General features: G+C 56.7%; 21 protein-coding genes. 15 read left to right on the forward strand and 6 right to left on the reverse strand.

Annotated features, from left to right (window positions below):
• Positions 1–46 precede the first annotated feature (46 nt).
• Positions 47–1,309 (reverse strand): 5-aminolevulinate synthase, encoded by a 1,263-nt coding sequence (gene hemA / locus GOB85_RS06735; protein WP_173576794.1) that lies wholly within the window; start codon positions 1,307–1,309, stop codon positions 47–49.
• A 280-nt stretch (positions 1,310–1,589) separates the two neighbouring features.
• Positions 1,590–2,180, reverse strand: coding sequence for a hypothetical protein (locus GOB85_RS06740; protein WP_242011332.1), 591 nt, complete (start codon positions 2,178–2,180; stop codon positions 1,590–1,592).
• Positions 2,181–2,346: 166 nt separating this feature from the next.
• Between GOB85_RS06740 and GOB85_RS06745 the strand changes: the two genes are divergently transcribed.
• The 4 genes from GOB85_RS06745 (at position 2,347) to GOB85_RS06760 (ending at position 7,825) form a co-directional block, all read left to right on the forward strand.
• Positions 2,347–4,275, forward strand: coding sequence for a transketolase-like TK C-terminal-containing protein (locus GOB85_RS06745; protein ID WP_173576795.1), 1,929 nt, complete (start codon positions 2,347–2,349; stop codon positions 4,273–4,275).
• A gap of 91 nt (positions 4,276–4,366) precedes the next feature.
• A complete protein-coding gene (gene gap / locus GOB85_RS06750; RefSeq protein WP_173576796.1) occupies positions 4,367–5,389 on the forward strand; it encodes a type I glyceraldehyde-3-phosphate dehydrogenase in 1,023 nt (340 codons plus the stop codon).
• Between the two features lie 127 nt (positions 5,390–5,516).
• Positions 5,517–6,740 (forward strand): phosphoglycerate kinase, encoded by a 1,224-nt coding sequence (locus GOB85_RS06755; protein ID WP_173576797.1) that lies wholly within the window; start codon positions 5,517–5,519, stop codon positions 6,738–6,740.
• Between the two features lie 926 nt (positions 6,741–7,666).
• A complete protein-coding gene (locus tag GOB85_RS06760; RefSeq protein ID WP_173578986.1) occupies positions 7,667–7,825 on the forward strand; it encodes a hypothetical protein in 159 nt (52 codons plus the stop codon).
• A 46-nt stretch (positions 7,826–7,871) separates the two neighbouring features.
• Here GOB85_RS06760 and GOB85_RS06765 read toward each other — a convergent pair whose 3' ends face one another.
• Positions 7,872–8,873, reverse strand: coding sequence for an MIP/aquaporin family protein (locus GOB85_RS06765; protein ID WP_173576798.1), 1,002 nt, complete (start codon positions 8,871–8,873; stop codon positions 7,872–7,874).
• Between the two features lie 383 nt (positions 8,874–9,256).
• On the opposite strand from GOB85_RS06765, the gene GOB85_RS06770 reads away from it, so the two are divergent.
• From GOB85_RS06770 to GOB85_RS06820, 11 genes are all read left to right on the forward strand, one after another.
• Positions 9,257–9,469 (forward strand): hypothetical protein, encoded by a 213-nt coding sequence (locus tag GOB85_RS06770; protein WP_173576799.1) that lies wholly within the window; start codon positions 9,257–9,259, stop codon positions 9,467–9,469.
• Positions 9,466–9,906 carry a hypothetical protein gene (locus GOB85_RS06775; protein WP_173576800.1) on the forward strand — a complete coding sequence of 147 codons (441 nt, stop codon included), beginning with the start codon at positions 9,466–9,468 and terminating at the stop codon, positions 9,904–9,906. The genes GOB85_RS06770 and GOB85_RS06775 overlap by 4 nt, the downstream gene beginning before the upstream one ends.
• A 171-nt stretch (positions 9,907–10,077) precedes the next feature.
• A complete protein-coding gene (locus GOB85_RS06780; RefSeq protein WP_173576801.1) occupies positions 10,078–11,865 on the forward strand; it encodes an aminopeptidase P family protein in 1,788 nt (595 codons plus the stop codon).
• A gap of 70 nt (positions 11,866–11,935) precedes the next feature.
• A complete protein-coding gene (locus GOB85_RS06785; protein WP_173576802.1) occupies positions 11,936–12,967 on the forward strand; it encodes an isocitrate/isopropylmalate dehydrogenase family protein in 1,032 nt (343 codons plus the stop codon).
• Between the two features lie 187 nt (positions 12,968–13,154).
• Entirely contained in the window at positions 13,155–13,952 is a 798-nt protein-coding gene (locus tag GOB85_RS06790) for an EAL domain-containing protein (protein WP_173576803.1), read from the forward strand.
• A gap of 58 nt (positions 13,953–14,010) precedes the next feature.
• Positions 14,011–15,306 (forward strand): Hsp70 family protein, encoded by a 1,296-nt coding sequence (locus GOB85_RS06795; protein WP_173576804.1) that lies wholly within the window; start codon positions 14,011–14,013, stop codon positions 15,304–15,306.
• 73 nt (positions 15,307–15,379) lie between these two features.
• Positions 15,380–16,513, forward strand: a complete 1,134-nt coding sequence (locus GOB85_RS06800) for an L-dopachrome tautomerase-related protein (protein ID WP_173576805.1) — start codon at positions 15,380–15,382, stop codon at positions 16,511–16,513.
• Between the two features lie 40 nt (positions 16,514–16,553).
• Positions 16,554–17,954 carry a threonine synthase gene (gene thrC, locus GOB85_RS06805; protein ID WP_173576806.1) on the forward strand — a complete coding sequence of 467 codons (1,401 nt, stop codon included), beginning with the start codon at positions 16,554–16,556 and terminating at the stop codon, positions 17,952–17,954.
• 38 nt (positions 17,955–17,992) lie between these two features.
• Entirely contained in the window at positions 17,993–19,258 is a 1,266-nt protein-coding gene (locus GOB85_RS06810; protein WP_173576807.1) for a M16 family metallopeptidase, read from the forward strand.
• Entirely contained in the window at positions 19,255–20,598 is a 1,344-nt protein-coding gene (locus GOB85_RS06815; RefSeq protein WP_173576808.1) for a TldD/PmbA family protein, read from the forward strand. The genes GOB85_RS06810 and GOB85_RS06815 overlap by 4 nt, the downstream gene beginning before the upstream one ends.
• Positions 20,599–20,712: 114 nt before the next feature.
• Entirely contained in the window at positions 20,713–21,624 is a 912-nt protein-coding gene (locus GOB85_RS06820; protein ID WP_173576809.1) for a Tim44 domain-containing protein, read from the forward strand.
• 59 nt (positions 21,625–21,683) lie between these two features.
• On the opposite strand, the gene GOB85_RS06825 is transcribed toward GOB85_RS06820, so the two are convergent.
• The 3 genes from GOB85_RS06825 to GOB85_RS06840 form a co-directional block, all read right to left on the reverse strand.
• Positions 21,684–22,106, reverse strand: coding sequence for a hypothetical protein (locus GOB85_RS06825; protein ID WP_194298704.1), 423 nt, complete (start codon positions 22,104–22,106; stop codon positions 21,684–21,686).
• Positions 22,107–22,132: 26 nt separating this feature from the next.
• Positions 22,133–24,115 (reverse strand): serine/threonine-protein kinase, encoded by a 1,983-nt coding sequence (locus tag GOB85_RS06830; RefSeq protein ID WP_242011333.1) that lies wholly within the window; start codon positions 24,113–24,115, stop codon positions 22,133–22,135.
• Between the two features lie 103 nt (positions 24,116–24,218).
• Positions 24,219–25,508, reverse strand: coding sequence for an adenylosuccinate synthase (locus GOB85_RS06840; RefSeq protein ID WP_173576813.1), 1,290 nt, complete (start codon positions 25,506–25,508; stop codon positions 24,219–24,221).
• Positions 25,509–25,592: the final 84 nt, after the last annotated feature.

Below are 25,592 nucleotides of genomic sequence, written 5' to 3' on the forward strand. Positions count from 1 at the left end.
GCGCAAACTCTGTACAGCCCATCCCTGGATAATAAGGCCCCGCTATTCAGGCGGCTTTATCAACAGCGGCATCAGCGGATGAAGATATCCGGACGTCCGCCAGAAGCACCCGAAGTGCTTCCACCATCTCATCCATCATCGCATCCGTATGAAACGGACCTGGTGTCAGGCGGAGTCTCTCTGTTCCTCGTGCAACAGTCGGATAGTTGATCGGTGTTGCATACAGCCCATAATCATTCAGCAGACGACGACTGATGGTCTTGCAGCGTTCCGCATCACCAACCGGCACAGGCACGATATGGCTCGGCGTCATGGTGAACGGCACTCCGGCCGCCCGCATCTTCGCCCGGAATGTGTCGACACGCTCGAACATCTTTTCCCGGCGCCAGTTCTGTGCGCGAACCAGCTTCACACTGGCCAGCGCCGCAGCGACCACTGAGGGAGGCAGAGACGTTGTAAAAATGAAGCCTGAAGCCGAGGATCGCAAATAATCAACAATTCTGGCTGATGCCGTGATGTAACCACCATGCACGCCAAACCCTTTAGCAAGCGTGCCTTCGATAATATCGACCTGATCAGCAACACCATCCCGCTGAGTGACGCCACCGCCTTCCTGCCCGTAGAGGCCAACGGCGTGAACCTCATCAATATAAGTCATCGCGCCATATTTACGGGCCAGAGCGCAGGTGCCGGCAATGTCAGAAATATCGCCGTCCATTGAGTATACACTCTCGAACGCAATCAGCTTCGGAGCATCTGCCGGGGCCGCAGCCAGTTTCGCTTCCAGGTCGGCAAGATTATTGTGTTCATAGATAATCGTTGTCGACCCGCGCGCGCCTTTGATGCCGGCGATCATAGAGGCGTGGTTCTGGCGATCGGAAAAACAGATCCAGCCGGGCATTGATGTCAGAATCGTCTGTAAGCTCGCCTGATTCGAGACATAACCGGAAACGAACAGCAGTCCGGCTTCCTTACCGTGCAGGGAGGCCAGTTCCGTTTCCAGCGCCTTGTGCAAAGGACTTGTACCCGCGATATTGCGTGTTCCGCCCGCACCCGCCCCATGTTCACGAACAGCAGCAATGGCCGCTTCGCAGACTTCGGGGGCCACTCCCATGCCAAGATAATCATTGGACGACCAGACAACGACCTCCCGTCCCTCAGGGACGGCAGGCAACTCTTCCTCATAAACCGGATATCGCGAAGCCTGCCTGGCAAGCGACGTAAACGTCCGGTAACGCCCCTGTTTCCGGATATCCGCGAGAGCTTCGTCACAAAAATCGTAAAAAGGGTGTCTCGCGTTACGAATCATCACCCTGCCTTACTCCTGTTCTGGCCGCTCCCGTTCGATGCGACCCATATTCCGGCCCGGCACGCGGCACTTCCTTCCTGAGGAAGGCCGAACCGGCACAGGACATTCATCAGCAATACTCACCTGTCCTGCCTGTCAAAGAAAGTCACCACGGATGGGTGAAACTCTGATTGACGACCGGACCCCCATTGTTCCGGCTGGAATCCGTTTTCGGAATTCATCGACAGGCACGAGCACAGTGACGACCGTCACACGCAGGCGGTGTAACGAACCGTCAGTTTCATCTCACATACACCCGGATTCGCGGCCCTGCTACTGTGGAATCCGGCATAGCCGTCATCTCCACCTGCTCCGGTGCTGCACCCGCGGCTATGATCGCACTTGCCACGGCTTGTCCATCGATGCCGACCAGCCGGGACAAATTCTGACGGTCTGCATCCGCATCCGGGCCCGGTGGAGCGAGTGCCCTCACCTGAAAAAGAATATTCGGCTTTCGGAGCAACGCCTGCCTGACGACCGTCTGAAGCGGCTTTGTCCATTGAACCGGCGGTGTACCGGCCAGCACTTCGATTAGCGGCGGAATGGGGGGCGGTCCTGGCGGAGGCGGTGGAATATAGACTTTCGGAGGGCGGCTGGCCCGCGAATTAAAGGTGCGCTGGTCCAGCAGATCGCATCCGGCAAGCGCCACGGCCACTCCGGTCAGGCCGGACCGGAGAAAAACTCTGCGACATGAAAAAGCTCGCGCAACAGTTTTCGTGCGCGGGATGGCGTGCGATGCCGGTGGTTCGCTCAGATCGGGACGTGACATGACACAAACGGTTGCAGGAAGTTCGCGGCCCGGCAAGCCACTCACATCTGTTGCGATGCTCATACTTTCAGAGATCATGTGCTCCCCCCGGTCTTGTCGCCGAAAAAGCTGGCGCTTATAGCCATAAGCAACAAAAAAACAGGCAGAATGCCTTGATACCGGACAGAAAAAAATTTCCATCGGATATGGGGTGATGGTGTCTCAGGTCGAACCCCGGTCAGCTCCGACTTTGGATTCGGCGCTGCAGTTTGCAGCAGCGGCCCGGACTCTTGCCTCTCAACTCGCGCCGTCAGCCACCGTGGTCGACGCTATTCCAGCAGCACTCTGGCCTGCTGTTGCGGTTCTCTGCGAAAAAGCTCTGCGGTTTGATCCTGCATATGGTCTCTGGCCGGATCGGGATCGTTTTGTTGTTTCTTCCCCACGCCTTTTGCCTCTTCGGCAAGCTTTCCTGCGGCTTGCAGGACGGAGTGAGGATGAATCGGCATCCACCGAAACAACCGGAGAACTGTATGGTCTGGCAGGCGGACTTGCCGGTCAGGCAGTCGCATCTGCAACCGGCATGGCTCTGGGCGAAAAAATACTGGCCCGGCGATTTGGTCATTCCCTCGTCAATCACCGGACATGGCTGATTGCTCTTTCCGGAGACCTTTACACAGGCGTGGCGCTTGAAGCCGCTATTCTCGCAGGTCGGTTTGGCCTCGATCGCCTCACTATCATTGTCGCTGCATCAGACCCGCAGACCATGGATGGCAACGCCGCGGAGGAGGATATCGGCCAGATGCTCGGAAGTTTTGAGGCATCAGGGTGGTCAACCCGCCGGGCAGACGCCAGCGATACTGCTGCAATCAGCGCAGCCATAACCTCATCGCAGCGCGGACGAAAACCATCCCTCATACTCTGTGAAGCCGGTTCCGAAACACCTTCGACATCTGTGTCCGTCTCACCTGCGGCTCTGTGGGATCCGACAAAAAGCAGGGGTCGCGCAGCCAGACGCGCGTGGCTGCGCCGCCTGAACCATCATGCCCAGCGGGCCGAGTTCGAGCGCATCATCTCAGGACGTTTGACATCCGGACTGGATGACGACTTCAATCGTGGCTGGACAGGCCAGCAATGGACAGAAAATCAGTCGGTAAATTCTGCTCAGACCATCATCAGAGCGGGTCTGTACGGGCATACTGTTCTTTCGGGTCTGCTGCCAGAATTTACCACGTTGAGAACCAGCAACCTCCGTCATCCGCCGTCACGCCGAAAGACCGGTCCCGGCGTCAGCAAAGCAGGTCCGCTGGCGTTAGGGAAATCCTATGTTTGCGGCCCGCGAGAGCCTGCCATGGTCGGCATGATGAACGGTCTGGCATTGCATGGGGGTGTCATCCCCTGTGGCATGGCCCCGCTGCATTCAGTGGACCGCATGAGACCTGCCCTGCGTTTCGCTGCCCTGGCGAAACAACGACTGATCTGTGCTCTGATCGAAAGTGATCCTGATCTCGGGGCTGGCATGTGGCAACAGGTTGAACAACTGGCCAGTCTGCGGGCAATGCCAAATCTGGCGCTATTTCGCCCCGCCAACGCCCGCGAAGCAGCCGCCGCGTGGAGCAGTGCGCTGGCCTGGCGCACGGGTCCAAGTGTGATTGTGTTCGGACGCACATCCGCACCTCCCTGCCCGGCGGATGCCCTGGATCAGAGAGAAACTGACACAATCGACGGGCCGGGTGCGCTGAGCGGCCCGTCCCGCGGTGGATATATCATTGAATTCCCTGTCCAGGATCATGGAAAACGCGATGTCACGCTGATAGCCTCGGGTCCTGAAATCGCCGTTGCCCGCCGGGCAAAGGCGCTTCTTGATAAGGAGGGATTGCTGGTCGCTCTGGTTTCTCTGCCATGCTGGGAACTGTTCACCCGGCAGGATCACGCCTATCGTGCCTTTGTTCTTGGCGAAGCTCCGCGCGTTGCTATCGAGGCAGCTTCCGGTTTCGGCTGGGAGCGCTGGCTCGGTGGCGGAGGAGTCTTTATCGGCACAGATGAATTCGATCTGGCGTCCTGTTTCGGCGCGCTATACCAGAATTTCGGCATTACGCCGGAGGCCATTCGTGACCATGTGCATGATCTGCTCGGAACGACACGAACGGCGGCGGACCCGCATGGCGGGCTGCATCACTGAAATGCGACAGAGGCAGGTTACGCCCCTGTTGCTCAAGTCAAACGCATGGAGCCATTTCGGCGCCTGAAAAATAAGACGGAGACACAATCAGATGGCAGTCAAAATCGCGATTAACGGATTCGGCCGCATTGGCCGCCTCGTCCTGCGTGGCATCATTGAAAGCGGCCGAACAGATGTAGTTCCGGTTGTCATCAACGACCTCGGCAGCGTCGAAGCAAATGCCCACCTTCTGAGCTATGACAGTGTTCACGGTCGCTTCCCGGCCGAAGTGAAAGTCGATGGCAATAAGCTGATTATCAGTGCACATGGCCGGACGTGGGATCCGATTACCGTCACAGCGGAACGGGATCCTTCAAAAGTACCGCTTGGCGGTATTGACGTCGCCATGGAATGTACCGGCCTGTTTACCACGAAGGAGAAGGCCTCTCCGCTGCTCACGGCAGGCGCGCGTAAAGTTATCATCTCGGCGCCGGGCGACAGTGTCGACGCCACCATCGTCTATGGCGTGAATCAGGACACCCTGACCTCCGACATGACCGTTATCTCCAACGCATCCTGCACAACCAACTGTCTCGCACCGGTCGCAAAAGTACTCGACGATACGTTTGGGATCGTGCGCGGCTACATGGTGACAATTCACTCCTACACAGGCGACCAGCGCACCGTGGATACTCTCCACAAAGATCTGCGCCGTGCGCGCGCTGCGGGGCTGAACATGATTCCGACCTCCACAGGGGCTGCACGCGCGGTCGGGCTGGTTCTCCCGCATCTGAAAGGCAAGCTGGATGGCACTGCAATTCGCGTCCCTACGGCCAATGTGTCCCTCGTCTCGCTCGATTTTGTGCCGAAAAATGTGCCCGATTCTGTTGAAGCCGTGAATGAGGCCATCCGGAAGGCGTCTGAGGCCGGGCCATTGAAGGGCATTCTGGCATACAACACGGCCCCCCTCGTCAGTTCCGACTTCAATCATGCCCTTGCATCATCGACATTCGATGCGACGCAGACTTCACTGGTCGATGGGGGCCAGCTCGTCCGCATCTGTGCCTGGTATGACAATGAATGGGGCTTTTCCAACCGCATGTCAGACACCGCTGCTGTCTTCGGAACGCTCTGAGACTGACCTCCGCAAGCATCTCACTGGCGACATGCTTGCGGACTCTCTGCTGATTTCTCGCTCGTGGCAGCCGCATACTTCTGAACGGATGCGGCAAATCCGCGCAGCGACAGAAAGGATTAAGTCGATGACAACCCAGTCCTTCAGGACGCTGGATACACTCGATCCCCGCGGCAAAAAAATTCTCCTGCGCGCCGACCTGAATGTGCCTGTGCGCGATGGCGCAATTTCTGATCTGACCCGTATCGAGCGGCTCGCGCCAACCATTAAAGAGCTTGCTGAGAAAGGTGGACGCGTGATTGTCGTCAGCCATTTCGACCGGCCAAAAGGCAAGCCGGTGCCTGAACTGTCGCTCGCGCCGATCTCAGAAGCACTCGCTCGCGTCCTTGGTAAAAAAGTGACGTTTGTTCCCGACTGTGTTGGCTCCCTGGCGCAGAACGCCGCCACGGCCATGCAGGACGGTGATGTAATTGTTCTTGAAAACACCCGTTTTTATCCCGGTGAAGAGAAAAACGATCCTGAGATGGCGAAATCTCTCGCCTCGCTCGCGGACGTCTATGTCAATGACGCGTTTTCGGCTGCTCATCGGGCACATGCATCGACAGAAGGCGTGGCGCATCATCTGCCGTCCTTTGCTGGTCGGCTCATGCAGATCGAACTGAGCGCACTGGAAGCCGCACTGGAAAATCCGGAACGGCCGGTCGGCGCGATTGTTGGCGGAGCAAAAGTTTCAACAAAGCTCGACCTGCTGAACAACATGATCGGGAAAGTGGATATGCTCGCCGTCGGCGGTGCTATGGCGAACACTTTCCTCGCGGCGCAAGGATACTCCGTAGGCAAGTCGCTCAAGGAAGACGACATGCTCGACACGGCCAGATCCATCATAGAACAGGCGAAGCAACGTGGGTGTGATCTGGTGCTCCCACTGGATGTGGTGGTTGCCTCCGATTTCATGGCCGGAGCACCGACTGAACTTGTATCAGTCAGTGAAATTCCTGCTGGCTGGATGGCGCTTGATATCGGACCGAAAACCGTGGCGCTGCTGACCGAAAAACTCGGCACACTCAAAACGCTCGTCTGGAACGGACCACTGGGTGTGTTCGAGTTGCCGCCTTTCGACACCGGCACAAATGCCGTGGCACAGGAAGCCGCCCGGCTGACAAAGGACGGAAAACTGAAGACTGTGGCAGGCGGCGGCGATACAGTGTCGGCGCTGCGGCACGCGCATGTGCTTCATGACATGTCTTATGTATCGACGGCTGGCGGCGCTTTCCTTGAGTGGCTGGAAGGTAAGCTGTTGCCCGGCATTGTCATGCTGGAAGAAACAGCGCACGACGTCGCTCCGCTTTAAATTTCCGTTAATCGGCATCGGGCAATATCGATGCCGGTTACCTGACTACAAGGCGTTTTTGTGTGATCTCGTCTGATCTTTTAAGTATTTTTTCATTACCGGGCAGAACGCAGTCTACTTCGCAAGCAGCGCGCAAAACCCGCGCGTCCTCTTCTGCTCTGGCAGTGCAATCCACCGCAGGCACGCGCTCATTCCCTGCGAGCAGCAGCCGAACGATGATTCCAACTTCGGACGGACTCACACCTGCCTTCCGGCGACGTGGATATTACCTGGATCTGGTTGTCTGAAACCAACGAGCATGAAGATTGAGCTCTGCCTGAACCCGGAAGAGACCGTCACACGAAGGCGTGCTGCGTACGACGGCCCCTTCAACCCGGAGCAAAGTTCTCCTCACTGAAGCCAGAACGACACAGTCAGAGCAATTCCCCACATCAGTCACGATGCTTTTTTCGTGCTTGTCGCTCCGTCACAGCTCAGGTAGAGAAGGCTCGTGCTGTCCGCGTAGCTCAGCAGGATAGAGCACAGGATTCCTATTGAATTGGGCACCATGTCGGGAAACCATATGGTGAATCTGCTCAAATTCGGGGAACGCTTGACCTTCTCAGGTCATGCCGATCCCGAGCCAAGTCCGGTTTAGCCGGAAAGGTGTAGAGACTGGACGGGCAGCGCCTGTTGGCCCTGACGGGCCTATGGCGAAGGGACAGTCCAGACCACGAACGCAGTGCCGGAACGGCCTGCGGCGGCGAAAGTCGAAGTGGTATGAATCCTGGGGCCGTGGGTTCGAATCCCGCCGCGGACACCATGCAGCACATAATGTTTTCGACTGACGCAATCCGATCACTTCGAGTGATACCGGATGTCAATTATCCCCGGAAACCAGTTCTCCCGCCATTCGTTAAATCTGTATTCCACTCCCGGAGGTTCAGATGCGACACAAAGCCGATGGTGTCCCTTCCAGCCCTGAAATTCCACCCCATCCGACCACCCCGCCGTCGCAGCCGAATGATCCGGATGCGCCGCCGCCACAGCATGATCCGGAGCAGCCTGTACCGGTCAAAGATCCACCGCCTGAAACATTTCACTGACTCCAGCCGCAAACCGACAGAGCGCGCGTAATCATAGTTGTATCGGTCAGCGATCACCCGGTGAAAGTGAGACTTTATCTGTTTCAGTTTTAACTGTGCCTGGGTCTTCGGCTGTTACAGGCTCAGCACTTCTGACATCCGGCGCGTTCAGATGCGGCACGCGACCGTGGTGACCAAAATTGACGATGCGCGCTTCTGCCAGATGAACATAACCGACGAGACCGGACCTGATGATACCAACGGCACAGGCCGAACCGATCAGCGGACCAATGAGGTAAATCCAGATCCCCGTCAGATTACCATCAAATATCGCCGGGCCGAGTGATCGTGCAAAATTTGTGCTGTCACCGGAGATCCAGGCGAAAACCGGGTTCATAATGAAAAAATACCAGCCGCCGATCCAGGGAGTAAAAAGCTGGAGGCGTGGATGAGCTGCTGCCCAGTACAGCGCAAAAATCAGTCCTGCCGTGACAACGATTTCCGTAACCACGACCCAGAGCGGACCAAGGGCCGCTGTGGGAATTGTCGCGGCATAATGCGCAGAGGCGGCAATGTGCTCCCATGGGCGGAACAATGCGCCACTGAGCGACACAAGCCCGGTTCCGGCTAACGCACCCAGTGTCTGGGCACAGACATACCCGAGAGCATCGATCCATGACAGACGACCGGCCAGCGCGAAAGCCAGAGAAACCGATGGGCTGAGGTGAGCACCGCTGACTTTTCCAAAACGTGTCATTGCCGCCCAGGTCCCGGCAGAGCCAAAGAACAACCCACAGAGTGCTGTCTGCAGATATGGATGTCCATCGAGAAGGCGTGCAAACGGTGAACCGTCACCGGACAGAAGAATGACTGAAACCACGCCGATGATCATCATGATTGCGGTCGCAACAGCCTCGCACCCGTAAAGCTTCCAGTGCAGCAGATGATTTGGATGAGGCGCGCCGGCCAGGGGACGATCATCGAGTTCTCGTCGCGTAAAACGAATGGGATGAAAATCCGGATGAGTATGACCAGCTTCACGAGGCAGATGTGACGCATGCTTCCACATAATAAACGCGTTCTTTCTCCGGTTAACGACGCATTCGCAATATTGCGTCTCGGGTTCATACCAACGCGGGACATGACTATGTCATTCGACTCAGGAAGGAAGTCGCAATTACCTGCAATCGTTATATGATACTGCCATTCCGAAATACAGGCACCGGTTGTGGCATCAAATCGTCCGAACCTGGAGGAAACTGCCTGTTATATTCTGACCTGAAACAATATCCGTTTGACCCGTCATGCAACAGGAACCGAGGCCTCCATAAGATGCCGCAGATCCGCATATGACTGGACCAGATCATATGAAACCGGGCACAGGAGTTGTCATGAAGCGCCTTATCCTGCCAGCCAGTTCGCTGCTGCTGATACTTACTCTGAGTGGCTGCTATGCGCATTACAACTATCGCCCGTCAGGATGGAACCAGGGCTGGTACACAGGTTATTACGGTGGCCATAGGGGCTGGTATGACCCTCAGGGTTATTGGCGGGGATGGCAGCGAGACGGCATCTGGCACGACGAACGCACCCGGGGATGGCGCGATCCGCGCTGGCATGGCCCCGGACGCCGATAAAACAACACTGAATGGATTCGACGAATGACGAAGCGTTTTCTTATTGCTGCTTTCACGACTGGCCTGATCGCAGCGAGCTTACCTGCGATGGCGGACACCAGTTGCACCGGATCGGGCTGCACCGGAAGCCCGGGCATCGGGCAGACCATCGCAAACGGAACGCAGAACGCCGCTCATGAGACTGCCAGCTGGGGTGAGCATACCGGAAAGAATATCGGTTCATGGGGCAGCAGGACAGGAAAAAAGGTCGGCAGTTGGGGAAAGGAGAAAAAAGATCAGGTCGGTAGCTGGAGCAGCCACAAAGAGAAGACTGTAAGCAAGTGGAGCAGGGAGAAAACCAGCAACGTTGGAAAATGGGGCGGCAAGACGGAAAAGAAGGTCGGCAACTGGAGCGAAAAGACCGGCCAGGGCATCGGTAATTTCTTCACCGGAAAACCTACCGGGACCAGCCAGACATCAAACTGATATCGACTTACATGCTGAACGCGCCACCTTCCGGGGCACTCAGCAACTCTGGTGGCCGCCCGATGTAATCCGATCGATCTTTTCTCATCCGCCGTCGATCTTTCTGCGACCTGACGATAGTGTGCTGGCTTCCGGCGCGGCCTCGCGCCACGTATCAGGAGACGCCCGTCCATGTCCGATGTCGCCGTCAGAGCAGCCAGTCGCCTGGCCTCGCTGCGTGTTCTGCTCAGAAGCGAAGGGCTTGATGGCGTAGTCGTGCCGAGAAGTGACGAATATCTTGGTGAGTATGTTCCCGCTTGTGCGGAACGTCTTGCATGGATCTCCGGCTTCACGGGCAGCGCTGGCATCGCCATCATTCTCGATACCCGCGCTGCCGTCTTCTCAGACGGGCGCTACATCACCCAGATGCATGATCAGGTTGATGATGCATTATGGGACTGCCAGCATATCACTGAAGCATCGCCGCGTGACTGGCTCGCAATCCATGCCCCTAAGAGAGCAAAAATCGGTTATGATCCCCGCGTTATCAGCCGTGCCGTGAGGGACGGACTTGCATCGCCTGATATTGAACTCATTCCGACGCCATACAATCTGATTGATGCGATATGGACTGATCGTCCGGCGGCTCCGTCTGCTTCTGCCAGGGTGCATCCATTGGAATTTGCAGGTGAAAGCAGCGCTGCGAAACGCGGAGCTCTGGCTGGTGACATGGTCAGCGCAGGTTGGGATGCCGTGGTGATCAGCGATACGACATCGGTCGCCTGGCTGCTGAATATCCGCGGAACGGACGTGCCTTGCACGCCGGTCGTCCTGAGTTCGGCCCTGCTTTATCGTGACGCACAGGTCGATTTATTTATCGCTCCGGAGAAAATCACGGACGACGTTCGCGTCTGGCTTGGCAATGACATAACCATCAGGACGCCGGCGCAATTACCGGCTGCGCTCGCGGCCCTTTCCGGCAAAACTGTTGCGGCCGATCCGATCGCGACACCGGTCTGGTTCGCGCAGACACTTGAGGCGGCAGGTGCTACCGTTGTGGATGCGAACGATCCCTGCGCTCTGCCTCGTGCGAGGAAAAATCTCGTCGAGCAGGAAGGTGCGCGAAAGGCACATCTCCGCGATGCAGTGGCAGTCTGCAAATTTCTGCACTGGCTTGTGTCCCATGCGGTCGGGTCTACAGAAATGGACACCGCCGCGCGACTGACGGCCTTTCGTGCCGAAGCGCCGGAATTCCGTGATGAATCATTTGAGACGATCTCCGCCGTCGGATCAAATGGCGCGATCATGCATTATCGCGTGACCCCGGAACTCAACCGGGCCATCGGACCTGATATGGTTTACCTCGTCGACAGTGGTGGTCAGTACGCCGATGGCACGACTGATATCACGCGCACGATCTGGACTGGCCCCGGCACACCATCAGCAGAACTGAAAGCTGCATTCACCCGCGTTCTCAAAGGTAATCTTCTGCTCGGGCGTGTTATATTCCCCGACGGGGTAGCCGGACATGCGCTTGATACGCTGGCCCGATTTTCCCTGTGGCAGGCGCGGCTCGATTTCGATCATGGCACGGGACACGGCGTTGGCAGCTACCTCTCCGTGCATGAAGGACCACAACGTATTTCAAAAGCTTTCAGCTCTGTACCGCTCGCTCCAGGGATGATCCTTTCTAATGAGCCTGGTTATTACCGGCCCGGCTCATTTGGTATCCGGCTTGAAACGCTTCTGATGGTCAGCGAACCTGAGCCAGGTCCGGATGGAAAGTCCTTTCTGTCGTTCGAAACGCTGACATTGGCGCCATTCGACAAGCAACTGATTGACCCGGACATTCTCGGCCCGGAAGACACAGATGCCCTCGACTCCTACCATGCTCACGTTCTGGAGACCGTCGGACCGCATCTGTCAGATGAGATACGCTCATGGCTGGCGCATGCCTGCTCTCCCATCAACAGGAAGTGAAAACACGCGATTGCGCGTCGCGTTCTGAGCCAATGCGAGGCAGAACAGGCGGCGGATGCTTAGGGAGTGTATGATGACAGACAGCAAAACCATCCCCACCACGCTTATTCCGGGCGACGGGATCGGGCCGGAAATCACGGAATCAGTGGTTGAAATCCTGGATGCCGTAAACGCACCATTTGCCTGGGAACGCCACATCGCCGGCATGGCAGCCGTCGACGCCGTGAACGATCCTCTGCCGAAGGACACGATTGACAGCATCCGCAAGACGGGTCTGGCACTGAAAGGTCCTCTGACGACACCAGTCGGTGGTGGATTTAAATCCATCAACGTCACACTGCGCCAGGAGTTTGGTCTTTACGCAAATCTTCGTCCGACCAAGACGATTATTCCGGGTGGTCGTTACGAAGACATTAACCTTGTGATCGTTCGCGAAAACCTTGAGGGCTATTACGCGGCGATGGAGCACACGATCCCGTCTGATGGCGATCCGAAAGGCATCGCGCTCAGTGGTGGTTACGTATCACGCAAGGAGTGCAATCGCATCGTACGCTTTGCGTTCGATTATGCGGTGAAGAATGACCGCAAGAAGGTGACGCTCGTCCATAAGGCGAACATCATCAAACAGATGTGCGGCATGTTCCTTGAGGAAGGCCGCAAGGTCGCTGAGGAATATAAGGGCCGGGTGGCCTGCGACGAACGTATCGTCGACGCCTGTTCCATGCAGCTTGTGACCAATCCGTGGCAGTTCGACGTGCTTGTCACCACCAACCTGTTTGGTGACATTCTCTCGGATCAGGCCGCCGGACTCGTCGGCGGGCTCGGCCTCGCACCTGGTGCGAACATCAGCGACAAGGCGGCTGTCTTTGAAGCCGTGCATGGCTCCGCGCCTGACATTGCCGGCAAAGGTATCGCCAACCCGCTGGCCCTGCTGCTTGCCGCTGTGATGATGCTCCGTCATGTTGGTCGCCAGGATCTTGCTGATCGCATCGACAGCGCCATTAAATCCGTAATCACCAGCGGTGAAGTCCGCACTGGTGATATGGGCGGTAAAGCCACCACAAAAGACCTGACCGCAGCTCTGAAGCAGAAGCTCGTCTGATCACTGCATTGCAGGGCATTATGTCGTGCCATGCAGACTAATGAAAATGGCCGCTTTCATAATATCGGAAGCGGCCATTTTTATTTTATACGGCGCATATTAATCAGAAATCCTGCGATATTTACCAGACGGTTACCGGCGCAGAGCATTCTTCGTAGCTGACTCGCAGCACGGAGATTTTTTACCTGTGACAACCGAACCGGTGTCAGCAGACCCACTGAAACGCAGAGTGATCCGTAGTGGTCTGTTACGTGCTGAAGACCGCAACACTACTGTCCCGACCCTCGCGCCCCGATTCAAGCTCTCTACGTTAACGCTGGCTGGCGCGGATATGCAAAGCGAACCGGTTCTGAGTGCAGGCCGGACGACGATGCGCCGGAAACATCGTGAGCCAGCATGGACCACCATGCTCGCACAGGGGTGCCCGGTTGCAGCGACATTGCCAGCACATTGCCGGCTTGCATTACCCATCGAGCACATGGACGCTATTCCTGAAGATCTGATTCTCCAGCTCACGGCCGCACTCTCGGAATCGGGTGTCAGTGCCGAGCGACTCGATCTTGAATTTAGCGAATCGAGCCTCACTGCTGACAGTGACACTTTGTACTACTCTCTTGCCGCGCTTCGTGATGTTGGCGTGGGCCTCGTGCTTTCCGGTCTCGGGACCGGCGTAACCAGTCTGACCCTTTTGCGGGACCGTGTTCTCGGCGGCCTGCTGACGGGCCTCAAACTTGATCGCCTTCTTTTACTCCGCGACCCCATGCATGCCGAAGCGGGACATGTTCTGGCGCGCACCATTGTGAAACTCGGGGGTGATTTCGGTCTGACAACCCGGGCAGATGGTATCGACACCCAGGAGACACTTGCGTTTCTGCAGGACATTGGATGCCAGGAAGGCCGCGGTTCAGTGTTGGGGAAACCTCAGACCTTACCGCTATTCGTGTCTTCCTACTTTCAGCCAGACCGCTCCCGGCGACAGTCCTGAAGCAACACATCTCACTGCATCGTGGACAGCCGGCAACAGACACTTTATTCGCCCGGCCATGACCACGACGAAATATGCCAGCAAGACGCGGATCGGGATCGATTTCGGAACCACAAACAGCGTTATCGTCATCAGGCAACCTGATGCCACCACGCAGACCATCAGCTTCCGGATGCCCGATGGCAGCGAGACCGATACATGCCGGACATTACTCGGCATCTGGCTCGATAACGAAGGCAACCGGCGCACCATAAGGCGAGCGGTGGGCGCAGAGGCCATCGAAGCCTATCTCGACGATCCGACTGAAACGCGTCTGATCATGTCGATGAAATCTTACCTCGCACAGGCCAGCTTCCGTGAAACGCAGGTTTTTGGCCAGCGCTTACCCCTCGAAACTCTCGTCGCCACTTTTCTTCGAGAACTCATGACCCTTGCCAGGCTGAAGCCTGAAGAGTGCATAGTCGCGGTCGGACGTCCGGTACAGTTCGTTGGTGACAATGCGGACGATGCACTTGGGGAAAGACGTCTTCGCGCGAGTTTCGCAGCGGCAGGCTTCACTGAAGTTTCAGTCATGCTGGAACCGGAAGCGGCCGGATGGAGATTCGCGCAGCGGCTCAATCAGCCAGCCACAGTACTTGTCGGTGATTTTGGCGGTGGAACGAGCGATTTTTCGGTCATGCGTTTTGATCCCGATGAAAGGGATGCAACACAGGCTCTCGGTTATGCCGGTGTGGGACTGGCCGGTGATCAGTTTGATTTCCGCATCATTGATCATGTTATCTCACCACAGCTTGGTCGCGACAGTACGTTCCGTATTATGGGTGGGACGCCACTGCCTGTGCCGGCAGAGTGGTATACCTCACTTGCCCGATGGCATCGTCTGTCACTTATGCGGACACCACGAATTCTGAACGAAATCGCAGAGGTCGCCCGAACCGCCTCTGAACCCGACAAACTTGAAAATCTCATTGAGCTTATCCAGGAACAAAACGGGCAGACACTCTATACCGCTGTTTCTGAGACCAAACGCGCGCTTTCTTCCTCAGATCGGGCTACACTGCGTTTCTCTCAGCGCGGTCTGGTCATCGAACAGGAGGTGACCCGTGAGGCGTTTGAACAGTGGATTACACCGGATATCACCCGGCTCGGGAACGGGGTCGATCTCGCCATGCAGCGTTCGGGGCTGGCGCCGGAACAGATTGACCGGGTCTTCCTTACAGGAGGCACTTCATTTGTCCCCGCCGTTCGGGAACTGTTCACCAGTCGCTTTGGCTCCGAAAGGGTCGAACTTGGTGGTGAATTTGTATCTGTCGCAGAGGGACTGGCTCTGGCTGAATCATCTCCCGCTACATAATCCGCGCTAACATGAGGCAGCTCCGCATCAGCCGGGAGTTGTCAACAGGCCTCTGTCCAGGTGACATAAGCCCATGAAACGCCACTTCTTCCTTGCTCTGTTTTTTTTAGCGATGGCACTCGCGGCTGTGCTGCCGGGTCTTGCTGTTCACATGCCGCACAAGCCTGAAGCATCAGCAGCAGATCTCCTGCCGGCTCTCACCTCGACGTCACAGATTATCGACGCTGTCATTGCCTTGCCGGACGGTCGCCTGGTGCTTGAAGCTCCTCCATGGCTGGGAAACTCCTCACCGCAACTCAGCATTGGCACACCGGGAGAGTCATCACCGGCGGCCCCCTATCCTGATGCGGACTGGAATGCTGCAGACGGCGATATTACGCATCGTTTTGTTGCGGTCACAGGGATAACTTTGGCAAAGGATGGTGGCCTCTGGATAGTCGACAGTGGCGTGCCCGATCGGGAAAAACCGCCTGTAGCGCCAGCCCGGCTGATCCGCATTGATACTGCAACCGCGCGGGTAACTAAAATTGTTTCCATTCCGCCTTCCAGCCTTCATCCTGGCAGCATCGTTGGCGGCATCGCCGTGCATGGACAGATAGCCTACGTACCGGACTCGGGCGTAGCAGGATTGCTCGCCGTTGATCTCCGGACGGGTGAGACGCGCCGTCTGCTTGACCGTGAAAAAGCTTTGACCGCCGGACGCCCGATCGATGCGGCTGCGGGTGTGGTCAAAGCGAGGGACGGTCGGCCTCTTGCCATCGATGCCAGCCTTATTGCAGTGAGCCCCGATGGAAACTGGCTTTATGTTCAGCCATATTGTGGCCCGCTCTTCCACATCGCGACATCGCTTTTCAGAGACCCCAACTCAACCAGAACGGCTCTGCAGGAGAGTGCCACGCGATGGTATAAAACCCATTCACTTGGCGGCCTTACCGTTGGTCCGGACGGGACGCTTTACTGGTCAGATGTCACGACCGGAAGCATCGATAGTTACACAGAAGGCCGTATCCCGCACCATCTGATCACCGATCCGCGTCTGCGCTGGCCGGGCGGTCTCTCACTTTCAGGCAAGACGCTTTACGTACCTGCCTCGCAGCTTGACCAGGCGGCGCGGTTCCATAACGGACACTCTGCCGTTCAATGGCCGGTGACGGTCTATAAGTTCAGAGTGCCCGACGACGCTACGTCAAACGTTCTCCATAAATAGTCCCCTCCCCGACCGGGACCAGACGGGTTATACAACGCGCATGAAATACGTTTCCACGCGTGGCCAGGCTCCGGCGCGCTCCTTCTCCGATATCCTGCTCGCCGGTCTCGCCGAAGACGGCGGCCTGTTCATGCCTGAGACATGGCCACAATTTACCGCTGAAGACTGGCGGGACATGCGCTCCCTCCCCTACGCGCAGCTGGCGGCGCGAGTCATGGCGCCTTTCATGGCAGGCTCAATCGATCAGAAAACATTGCTGCGCCTGTGTCGGGATGCTTACGCAAACTTTGATCATGCAGCGATCGCCCCGCTTGTACAGATTGAAGACGGTTTGTTTGTGCAGGAGTTGTTCCATGGGCCGACCCTCGCCTTCAAAGATATGGCGATGCAGCTTCTGGGGAGGCTGTTCGATCATGTTCTGACGGAACGTGACGAAAGGGTGACCATCGTCGGGGCGACATCAGGCGACACAGGATCAGCGGCAATCGAGGCCTGCAAAGGCCGGGAACGTCTGTCCGTAGTCATTCTGCATCCGGAAGGGCGGACTTCCGATGTCCAGCGTCGTCAGATGACGACTGTGCTGGATCCAAACATCTCGAATCTCGCCGTGCAGGGCACGTTTGATGACTGCCAGGATCTGGTGAAGGCAATGTTCGCGGACATGCCGTTCCGCAACGAGATGCGTCTGTCTGCGGTAAATTCCATTAACTGGGCGCGAATCGCGGCGCAGATTCCGTATTACGTTTACGCAGCGCTCTCTCTGGGCGCACCCGATCGCGAGATATCATTCGCGGTCCCGACCGGAAATTTCGGCAACGTTCTTGCTGCCTGGGTGGCACGCCGAATGGGTCTGCCCGTCAGACACCTGTGCGTCGGCTCCAACCGGAACGACATTCTCACACGCTTCCTCAACACCAACGATATGACAGCCCGGGCCGTCGTACCGAGCCTCTCTCCTTCCATGGACATACAGGTATCCTCAAACTTCGAACGGCTGTTGTTCGAGTTTTTGGACCGCGACTCGGAATCCTGCGCTTCGCTAATGACCGGCTTCCGCCAAACCGGGAAAATGGATGTACCCGAATCGGTGTGGTCATCAATTCACGGGCTTTTTTCTGGTCTGGCCCTTGATGATGAGGCCACGACCACCGAAATCCGCAACGTGCATCAGAAAAGTCAGTACCTCGCGGATCCACACACGATCATCGGGATCGCGGCTGGCCGGAAATTTCGTCAGCCTGGTATTCCCATGGTGGCAATGGCAACCGCTCATCCGGCGAAATTCCCTGATGCAATGCGGGCTGCCACAGGCATTTTTCCTGCCCTGCCACCGTCACTCGCAGACCTCTTTGACCGCGAAGAACGTTTCCGTGTTGTGCCCAATACACTCAACCTTGTTGAAGATGCTGTACGCTCGGGCGTTCTCAATAACGATCGCTGATTTTCACCGGGACTTCTCCACCCGACTTCAGGACCAATATGACCGATCCCATCCAGCAGACCCGCCTTCCTTCCGGCCTGACAGTCGTGACCGAGCGCATGGACCGCGTCGAGACCGTGTCATTCGGCGCGTATGTCGCGACCGGCACGCGAAACGAACGTCCTGAGGAGAATGGCGTATCGCATTTTCTTGAGCACATGGCCTTCAAAGGCACGGCGGCCCGGTCTGCAGCGCAGATTGCCGAGGAGATCGAAAATGTTGGCGGCCATATCAATGCTTACACAGCACGGGAGCAGACAGCCTATTACGTCAAGCTTCTGAAAGACGACCTGCCACTCGGCATCGATATTATCGGCGATATTCTGACACATTCCGCTTTTGCACCTGAAGAGGTCGAGCGGGAACGCGGTGTGATCCTGCAGGAAATCGGTCAGGCCAATGATACGCCGGATGATATCGTATTCGATCATTTTCAGGAAACCGCTTTCAGCGGTCAGCCTATGGGGCTGCCTACACTTGGCACTGAAGCACTGATCCGGGACATGAGTCGCGAGACCCTCATGTCATACATGAAAACACACTACACGCCGGCAAACATGGTCGTTGCGGCAGCGGGTAATCTGCGACACGACGCGGTTGTGGATATGGTTGCCCGCCACTTTGAGGATCTGCCTTCTGTGCAGATTCCTGACAGAACCCCGAGTCATTATACCGGTGGCGAATTCCGTCGTGAAAAAGACCTCGACCAGGCACATATTGTGCTGGGCTTTCCATCAGTTGGGTTCGGTGACCCCGATTATTATCCGGTTCTTCTCCTTTCCACGGTTCTGGGTGGCGGCATGTCTTCCCGCTTGTTTCAGGAAATTCGTGAGAAACGCGGACTTGTCTATTCAGTGTATTCCTTTGCCTCACCATTTCTTGATGGTGGCCTGTTCGGTATTTACGCCGGAACGGGCGAAAAGGAAGCAGCTGAACTCCTGCCGGTTACTCTGGCGGAGTTACACAAAATTCAGGAACAGGTCGGCGATGCCGAACTGTCCCGTGCCCGGGCACAGCTCAAATCCTCGTTGCTGATGTCACTCGAGAGTACCGGCAGCCGATGTGAGCAAATTGCCCGTCAGCTTCAGATTTTTGGCCGACTGATTCCTGTTGAAGAAACAGTGCAGAAGATCAACGCAGTGACGCCCGCTGATATCTGTCGCGCTGCCTCACGCATTTTCCGTGCTCAGCCGACACTTGCCACGCTGGGTCCGATCAGTGGCGTCATGTCACTTCATTCGCTTCAGGGACAACTTGCCGCATGAGCACATCTCCTCTCGATCTCGCCAGCGATCTGGTCGATCGCGCACGGAAGAAAGGCGCGGACGCGGCAGATGCGGTTTATGTTGGCAGCACATCACTTGGTGTGGGTGTCAGAAACGGAATTACTGAAGAACTTGAGCGCTCAGAGACTACGGATCTTGGTTTGCGGGTTTTCCGCGGCAAACGATCGGCGATCGTTTCAACGTCTACGCTCGATTCGAGCGGTTTCGACGCGCTCGTGGATCAGGCTCTTGCTATGGCGCAGGTTCTTCCGGAAGACGCCCATGCTGGTCTGCCTGAGGGCGTACCCCTGATTGGTCGCGTTGAAACAAACGATCTTGATCTTGTGGACGCCACGGAACCTGATGCTGCCGCACTTCTGGAGCGTGCACGCACATCGGAAGATGCCGCACGGGCAATCGAAGGTGTGACAAATTCGGCCGGGGCGAGCGCCACATGGGGCCGCAGCACGGTGGCTCTGGTGACTTCATCGGGAGTAGCAGGCTGTTATTCCCGCACGAGTCATTCCGTATCGATGAGTGCGCTGGCCGGCCAGGGAACCGGTATGCAGCGCGATTACGATTATCATTCAACGGTCTGGCTATCTGATCTCGACGATCCGGGAGTTATCGGTGCCAGCGCCGGACGAAGGGCCGTGGGCCGCCTCAATCCGGTTCGCCCGCGGACAGGTACGCTGCCAATTGTCCTTGCTTCACGCGTCGCCAGCAGCTTGCTCGGTCATCTGTCGTCAGCCATCAACGGAGCGGCGATTTCCCGTGGCACCTCATTTCTGAAAACCAGAATGGGTGAAAAGATATTTTCTTCCGGCATTACTGTGACCGATGATCCACGCCGGACGCGCGGATTGCGGTCCCGTCCTTTCGACGGTGAGGGTGTTCCGGGTCAGAAGCTCGATCTGGTGAAAGATGGTGTACTGCAAAGCTGGCTTCTGGACAGTCGCAGCGGGCGGCAACTCGGATTGCAGACAAACGGAAGAGCAACCCGGGGACCATCTTCTCCACCCGCTCCGGGAGTCACCAATCTTTTCTTTGAAGCGGGTGCAGTATCCCCTGCAGAGTTGATGTCCGACATCACTGAAGGGCTCTACATTACCGAAATGATGGGGTCCGCGATTAACGGACTGACAGGTGATTACAGTCGGGGAGCATCCGGCTTCATGATCAGAAACGGACAAATCGCTGAAGCCGTTGCTGAATTCACAGTCGCCGGCAATCTTTCGGACATGTTCGGGCGCTTACAGATAGCAAACGATCTGTCGTTCCGATTCGGGATGAACGCTCCGACCGTCCGTATTGATGCGATGAGCATCGCCGGTGACTGATATCTGGTTAGTCCGCGCCAGACTTATATGACACGATGGAGTCGTTCCCTTCCGAAAAGCTGCATTAATGTCCTGAAGACCACCGCAACTCACAGGAGATTTCCTCTGCCCGCCATGAAACGTAAGGCCACTTATTCAGCCGCAGCCCTCGCTCTGTTACTGGCGCTCTCTCCCGGGCTGGCGTATGCGCGCCCGGGAGAAGGCGGGTCGATGGGCAGCCGTGGCAGCCGCACCTGGTCGGCACCACCTCCGACACGAACGTCGCCTTATAGTGCGCCTGACGTGGAGCGATCGATCGCTCCACGTCAGGCGCCAGGTTATAATGCACCCTACACCAGTAATGGTATGGGCATGGCGCCGCGTCGCCATCCGTTTCTGACGGGGTTTGCGGGCGGCCTTCTGGGCGCGGGACTGTTTGGCCTGCTATCCGGACATGGTCTGTTTGGTGGCGTTCATGGTTTATTTGGTGTTATCGGTCTCCTGATCCAGATCGCCCTTGGCATTCTTATTATTCGCTGGCTGATTGGGATGTTTGTTCGGAACAGGAATGGTGCTCCGATATCCTCCGGCCCAGCCCTTCCGGGCAATGCCGGCTTTTCGTCGGGTGGCAGCCAGCCTTCTCTGCAAATCGGAGCGCAGGATTATCAGGCTTTCCAGCAGTTGCTGATGAACATTCAGGCGGCTTGGAGCCAGCAGAATATCCCGGCACTGCAGGGCATGGCGACGCCCGAAATGGTAAGTTATTTCAATCAGCAATTAAGTGCACTCGTAAGCCGGGGTGAACGCAATATCGTGTCGGATGTCAGGTTTATCCAGGGTGATCTGTCTGAATCCTGGGCAGAGAACGGCTTTGATTATGCGACTGTCGCCATGCGTTACAGCCTGATTGACCTGACGACCGACATGACCGGACGTGTGGTTTCAGGCAGTTCGACCGACCCGGTTACTGTGACTGAATTGTGGACGTTCGTGCGTCCTTCGCGCGGTGGAAGCTGGCTTTTGTCCGCGATCCAGCAAGGCCGCTAACGGTACTTTATACGCGCCCCTGATCGGGGCCGATCAGGGGATAAGGGCTGAGGATCTGGTCAGGATGCTTCTGGCATACCGGGGTTTTCAGTCCATTCCTCGTGAATCTCTTTCAAACGTGCTGCAATTTCAGCTTTTTTGCTACGTGTCTGATACTGTCGGATGAGTTTCGCTGAAATCAGAGTCATCTCCAGGACAAACCATCCGGCTCCGGCTGATAGCCAGCCAACGACGCTGGTCATAGGGTTCAGAAGCAACGAAATCGTTGTGTTAAGCGAGCCCTCATCGTTCCACAGTATGTGTAATGGATGAATCAGCGCCGCAAATTCGTATGGCAACATCATACGAACCATGTCCTGATTGCGCGATGTATCGGTAAAGTACGCAATGACAAGAGGTAGAAACAGAACTCCAATCAGCAACGAATAAGCTGGCAACCAGGCCAGCGCAGCTCCACAGACCAGACCATGTGTCCATTTCATCGGCTGCCCGCGCCTGACAAGGGACGTCACAACACGATCTCCAGACACAATGAGGCTATTGCTGTCACTGCCCCGAATGCCGTAGCGACCCGAAACATCTCAGCCCGAAGTTTCGGGGGGACATCAGTCGACTGCGGCGTGAGACTGGCCTGCTGAAGCTCCAGTGTTCTTGCTTCACGTTTCGCCGCCAGCCACGCTTCCCGATCTTTGGCGAGCGCCTTGATATCATTCAGAAGTTCGAACATTTTGATGAGATCGCCTGTATCGGCTGCGGTAGCCAGATCTTCGCCCCGCCGCGTTCTCATTGTACGGCTGCGCCATTGTTTTAATGACGGACTGAGGTGAGGAAGAAGTTGCCTTGCAATTCCGGACAGAGGCCCCGTAGCATACAGATGCTGCAATTTTGCAAGTATCCGAAGATCAGACGCCCATGGAGAATTATCCCTGGCCGCAATGTCATCAAAATACTCTATCAGGCCATTTCTGTGGGAACACGCAAACAGAAACGTCATCATGTAAGGATCAAGCAGACCGGAAACCCCGGGCTTATCAACATTTTCCCCGGCGTTCAGCCATTGAAGAAGAGCCCACGCAGTTGAAAAGCGTTTCTCTACGCAACGCGATGACAGGCAAGCCTGATATGGATTGAGAAGATAGGCCAGCCGGATCACATCCGAAGGCCCTTCAATTGTTGCCTGCCTGGTGGCAAGCTGCACCTGCTGGCAGGCTGCGACCTGCCCCTCTACTCCGGATAGCTGAGCAAAACGAGCGAGCTTTCCCCCCTGTGTGATCGCAACGATTGCAGTAGCCGGATCAACGGGGAAGGCGCTGGCCTCCGATGCAGCCGCGACAGCAAGGGTTCCGATCGCGTCTGGCCAGAACCAGAGACCATCCCAGAACATCGGTAAAAACGGATCCAGGACGGCAATGATCTCCATCATGCTGTATGGAGACAGGGATGAATCTGCGGAAACGGCGCCTTCTTTGGCAATAACGCTTAATCGGCTGGCGACCTGCGTGAGACCCAGCTCATGTGACAGCCATCGTTCGACGACTCCACGACGAAACAATCCGGTAAATTCCGTCTGGTACCGTGTGGCGTGCCACGCCAGTTCCCTCGCCGTTCGAACACGGACTGGCCCAAGCTGAACAGGCATAGAGGCCACGACCTGCCGTCTGGCGACAAATCCCTTACGATCCGCTGCATTGAGCAGATCCCTGGGAGCCGGCCGAGCAGAAGGATCATCCGAAAGCATCGCTGCCAGAAGCGACATCACATCAGGAGAAAGCGAAAGATGTCCGGCGAGCACCGTGAAGCTGCCTTTCGCCATCCGCTCTTCAGTTAATGCTCCGGGCTGCTCGCTACCGTAAGGCTTACCGCCACCAAGAAGCCAGGCTGCAAGTGCTCCAAGAGAAAACACATCGTCAGCAATCGTGCCATTCCCACGAGTGGCGGGCGCACAGACAACGGATGAAAGCGCCTCGAATCTGTCGGGCTGAAATATTGCAGGAGGTGTCGCGAGGCCCGGCCCCAGTCGAACTGAAAAACGACCTCCTGGGTCAAAAACATTGTCCGGGCGGATCGCACGATGCGTGAAGCCGGATTCTTTATATGTATGGAGAGCGGCCGCAATCGGCTCGATAACCCTTTCAAGAACCGCTGCCTCAGACCAGTTTGAGTTCTCAGTCAGAGCCGGTCCGGGCGGAGCATCACAGATAAGCCAGACAGAACCGGTCGCTTCATCCAGCGCATGGACCGTCAGCAGATGTGGCGAGCGGATTCTTGCCATCTTCTGTGCGTTTGGGCGCACCGGATGAAAGGCATCGGGCGCCAGGGCGATGACCCCTGAATGCGCTGAAAGCGTGTCATGTGCGACACAGGCCGGGCAACCCGCAAGTTCGGGCAGCGCATGTGTCATCTCAATGACATAGCGCTCCCCGATCGTGACCCGATCGCTTTTTCTCTCCGCAGAATGCTCTGCATCCGCAGCAAAGTCCGCCTCAGCCATAGGTATCCTTCACGCATCCATGAACGCGTTCAGAATACCGGAGATGCCTTAAAGGATTGCTTACAAATGTCCGCAGACTACCGCAGATATTCGCAGTGCCAACTCAGGAGTCGAACGGATCACGCATCAGGATTGTGTCATCGCGTTCCGGGCTCGTGGAGAGAAGTGTAACGGGTGCACCAACGAGCTCTTCGATCCGACGGACATACTTAATCGCCTGTGCCGGGAGTTCAGCCCAGCTTCTTGCGCCACACGTCGACTCTTTCCATCCATCAAGCTTTTCGAAGACAGGTTTGAGCCGCGTCTGAGCGGCAGGACCGGCCGGAAAGCGCCCGATTATTTCACCATCAAGTTCGTAGCCAACACAGATCTGTATTTCGTCAAGCCCGTCCAGAACGTCAAGCTTGGTCAGGGCCAGACCATCAATACCACCGACCCGCACTGCATGCCGGACAAGTACGGCATCAAACCAGCCACATCGACGCGGACGCCCCGTCACCGTCCCGAATTCATGGCCGCGCTCGCCCAGTGTCCGTCCCGTGTCGTCATGCAGTTCACTGGGGAAAGGTCCCTCGCCCACGCGTGTGGTGTAAGCCTTTGCGATCCCGAGCACAAAACCGCCGGCTGAAGGCGCCATCCCGGACCCTGTGCCTGCATTGGATGCTACAGTATTGGAGCTTGTGACAAACGGATACGTTCCGTGGTCAACATCAAGCATAACCGCCTGCGCCCCTTCGAAAAGAATGCGTTTTCCAGCTTTACGCTGTTCTTCCAGAAGATCAGCAACGGGCGCCATATACGCCAGGACATGCGAAGAAATGTCATTCAGAAACTGGAGCAGATCCGCTTTTTTAAATGTTTCTGCGCCCAGTCCTGCAAGAAGAGTATTGTGATGCAGCAGGAGTTCGTCGAGTTTCCAGTCCAGCGTCTCCGGCTCAGCAAGATCACAGAGACGAATAGCGCGCCTTGCGACTTTATCCTCATAGGCAGGCCCGATACCCCGTCCCGTCGTGCCAATTTTACGATCGCCGCGCGCGGCTTCACGCGCACGGTCAAGCGCACCATGCAGTGGCAGGATGAGCGGAACATTCTCCGCGATTTTCAGCGTATCAGGCGACACTGTCAGCCCTTTTTCCGTTACCCTGCCGATCTCTGCCAGCAGCGCTTCCGGATCAACGACGACACCATTGCCGATTACACCAAGCTTGCCACGCACCAGTCCTGAGGGCAGCAGAGATAACTTGTAGACCTGATTGCCGACCACCAGAGTGTGACCTGCGTTGTGCCCCCCCTGAAACCGCACGACGACATCGGCCCGGCTGGCAAGCCAGTCGACAATCTTGCCTTTACCTTCATCGCCCCACTGGGCGCCAATAACGGTGACATTGGACATGGCTCAGGTTCTCCGGCGGTAAATTCAGAGGAACGCCCGGATCAGGGGCATGGTTGGGGCGAAATCAGGCTGTGACAGGTGCCG

It is taken from the genome of Acetobacter fallax, assembly GCF_011516735.1.
GTDB classification, from domain to species: Bacteria; Pseudomonadota; Alphaproteobacteria; order Acetobacterales; family Acetobacteraceae; genus Acetobacter; species Acetobacter fallax.

Coding starts and splice junctions, on each gene's coding strand:
- hemA (WP_173576794.1), bottom strand. CDS start 1,309: ATGATTCGTAACGCGAGACACCCTTTTTACGATTTTTGTGACGAAGCT.
- GOB85_RS06740 (WP_242011332.1), bottom strand. CDS start 2,180: ATGAGCATCGCAACAGATGTGAGTGGCTTGCCGGGCCGCGAACTTCCT.
- gap (WP_173576796.1), top strand. CDS start 4,367: ATGGCAGTCAAAATCGCGATTAACGGATTCGGCCGCATTGGCCGCCTC.
- GOB85_RS06755 (WP_173576797.1), top strand. CDS start 5,517: ATGACAACCCAGTCCTTCAGGACGCTGGATACACTCGATCCCCGCGGC.
- GOB85_RS06760 (WP_173578986.1), top strand. CDS start 7,667: ATGCGACACAAAGCCGATGGTGTCCCTTCCAGCCCTGAAATTCCACCC.
- GOB85_RS06765 (WP_173576798.1), bottom strand. CDS start 8,873: ATGTGGAAGCATGCGTCACATCTGCCTCGTGAAGCTGGTCATACTCAT.
- GOB85_RS06770 (WP_173576799.1), top strand. CDS start 9,257: ATGCGCATTACAACTATCGCCCGTCAGGATGGAACCAGGGCTGGTACA.
- GOB85_RS06775 (WP_173576800.1), top strand. CDS start 9,466: ATGACGAAGCGTTTTCTTATTGCTGCTTTCACGACTGGCCTGATCGCA.
- GOB85_RS06780 (WP_173576801.1), top strand. CDS start 10,078: ATGTCCGATGTCGCCGTCAGAGCAGCCAGTCGCCTGGCCTCGCTGCGT.
- GOB85_RS06785 (WP_173576802.1), top strand. CDS start 11,936: ATGATGACAGACAGCAAAACCATCCCCACCACGCTTATTCCGGGCGAC.
- GOB85_RS06795 (WP_173576804.1), top strand. CDS start 14,011: ATGACCACGACGAAATATGCCAGCAAGACGCGGATCGGGATCGATTTC.
- GOB85_RS06800 (WP_173576805.1), top strand. CDS start 15,380: ATGAAACGCCACTTCTTCCTTGCTCTGTTTTTTTTAGCGATGGCACTC.
- thrC (WP_173576806.1), top strand. CDS start 16,554: ATGAAATACGTTTCCACGCGTGGCCAGGCTCCGGCGCGCTCCTTCTCC.
- GOB85_RS06810 (WP_173576807.1), top strand. CDS start 17,993: ATGACCGATCCCATCCAGCAGACCCGCCTTCCTTCCGGCCTGACAGTC.
- GOB85_RS06815 (WP_173576808.1), top strand. CDS start 19,255: ATGAGCACATCTCCTCTCGATCTCGCCAGCGATCTGGTCGATCGCGCA.
- GOB85_RS06820 (WP_173576809.1), top strand. CDS start 20,713: ATGAAACGTAAGGCCACTTATTCAGCCGCAGCCCTCGCTCTGTTACTG.
- GOB85_RS06825 (WP_194298704.1), bottom strand. CDS start 22,106: ATGAAATGGACACATGGTCTGGTCTGTGGAGCTGCGCTGGCCTGGTTG.
- GOB85_RS06830 (WP_242011333.1), bottom strand. CDS start 24,115: ATGGCTGAGGCGGACTTTGCTGCGGATGCAGAGCATTCTGCGGAGAGA.
- GOB85_RS06840 (WP_173576813.1), bottom strand. CDS start 25,508: ATGTCCAATGTCACCGTTATTGGCGCCCAGTGGGGCGATGAAGGTAAA.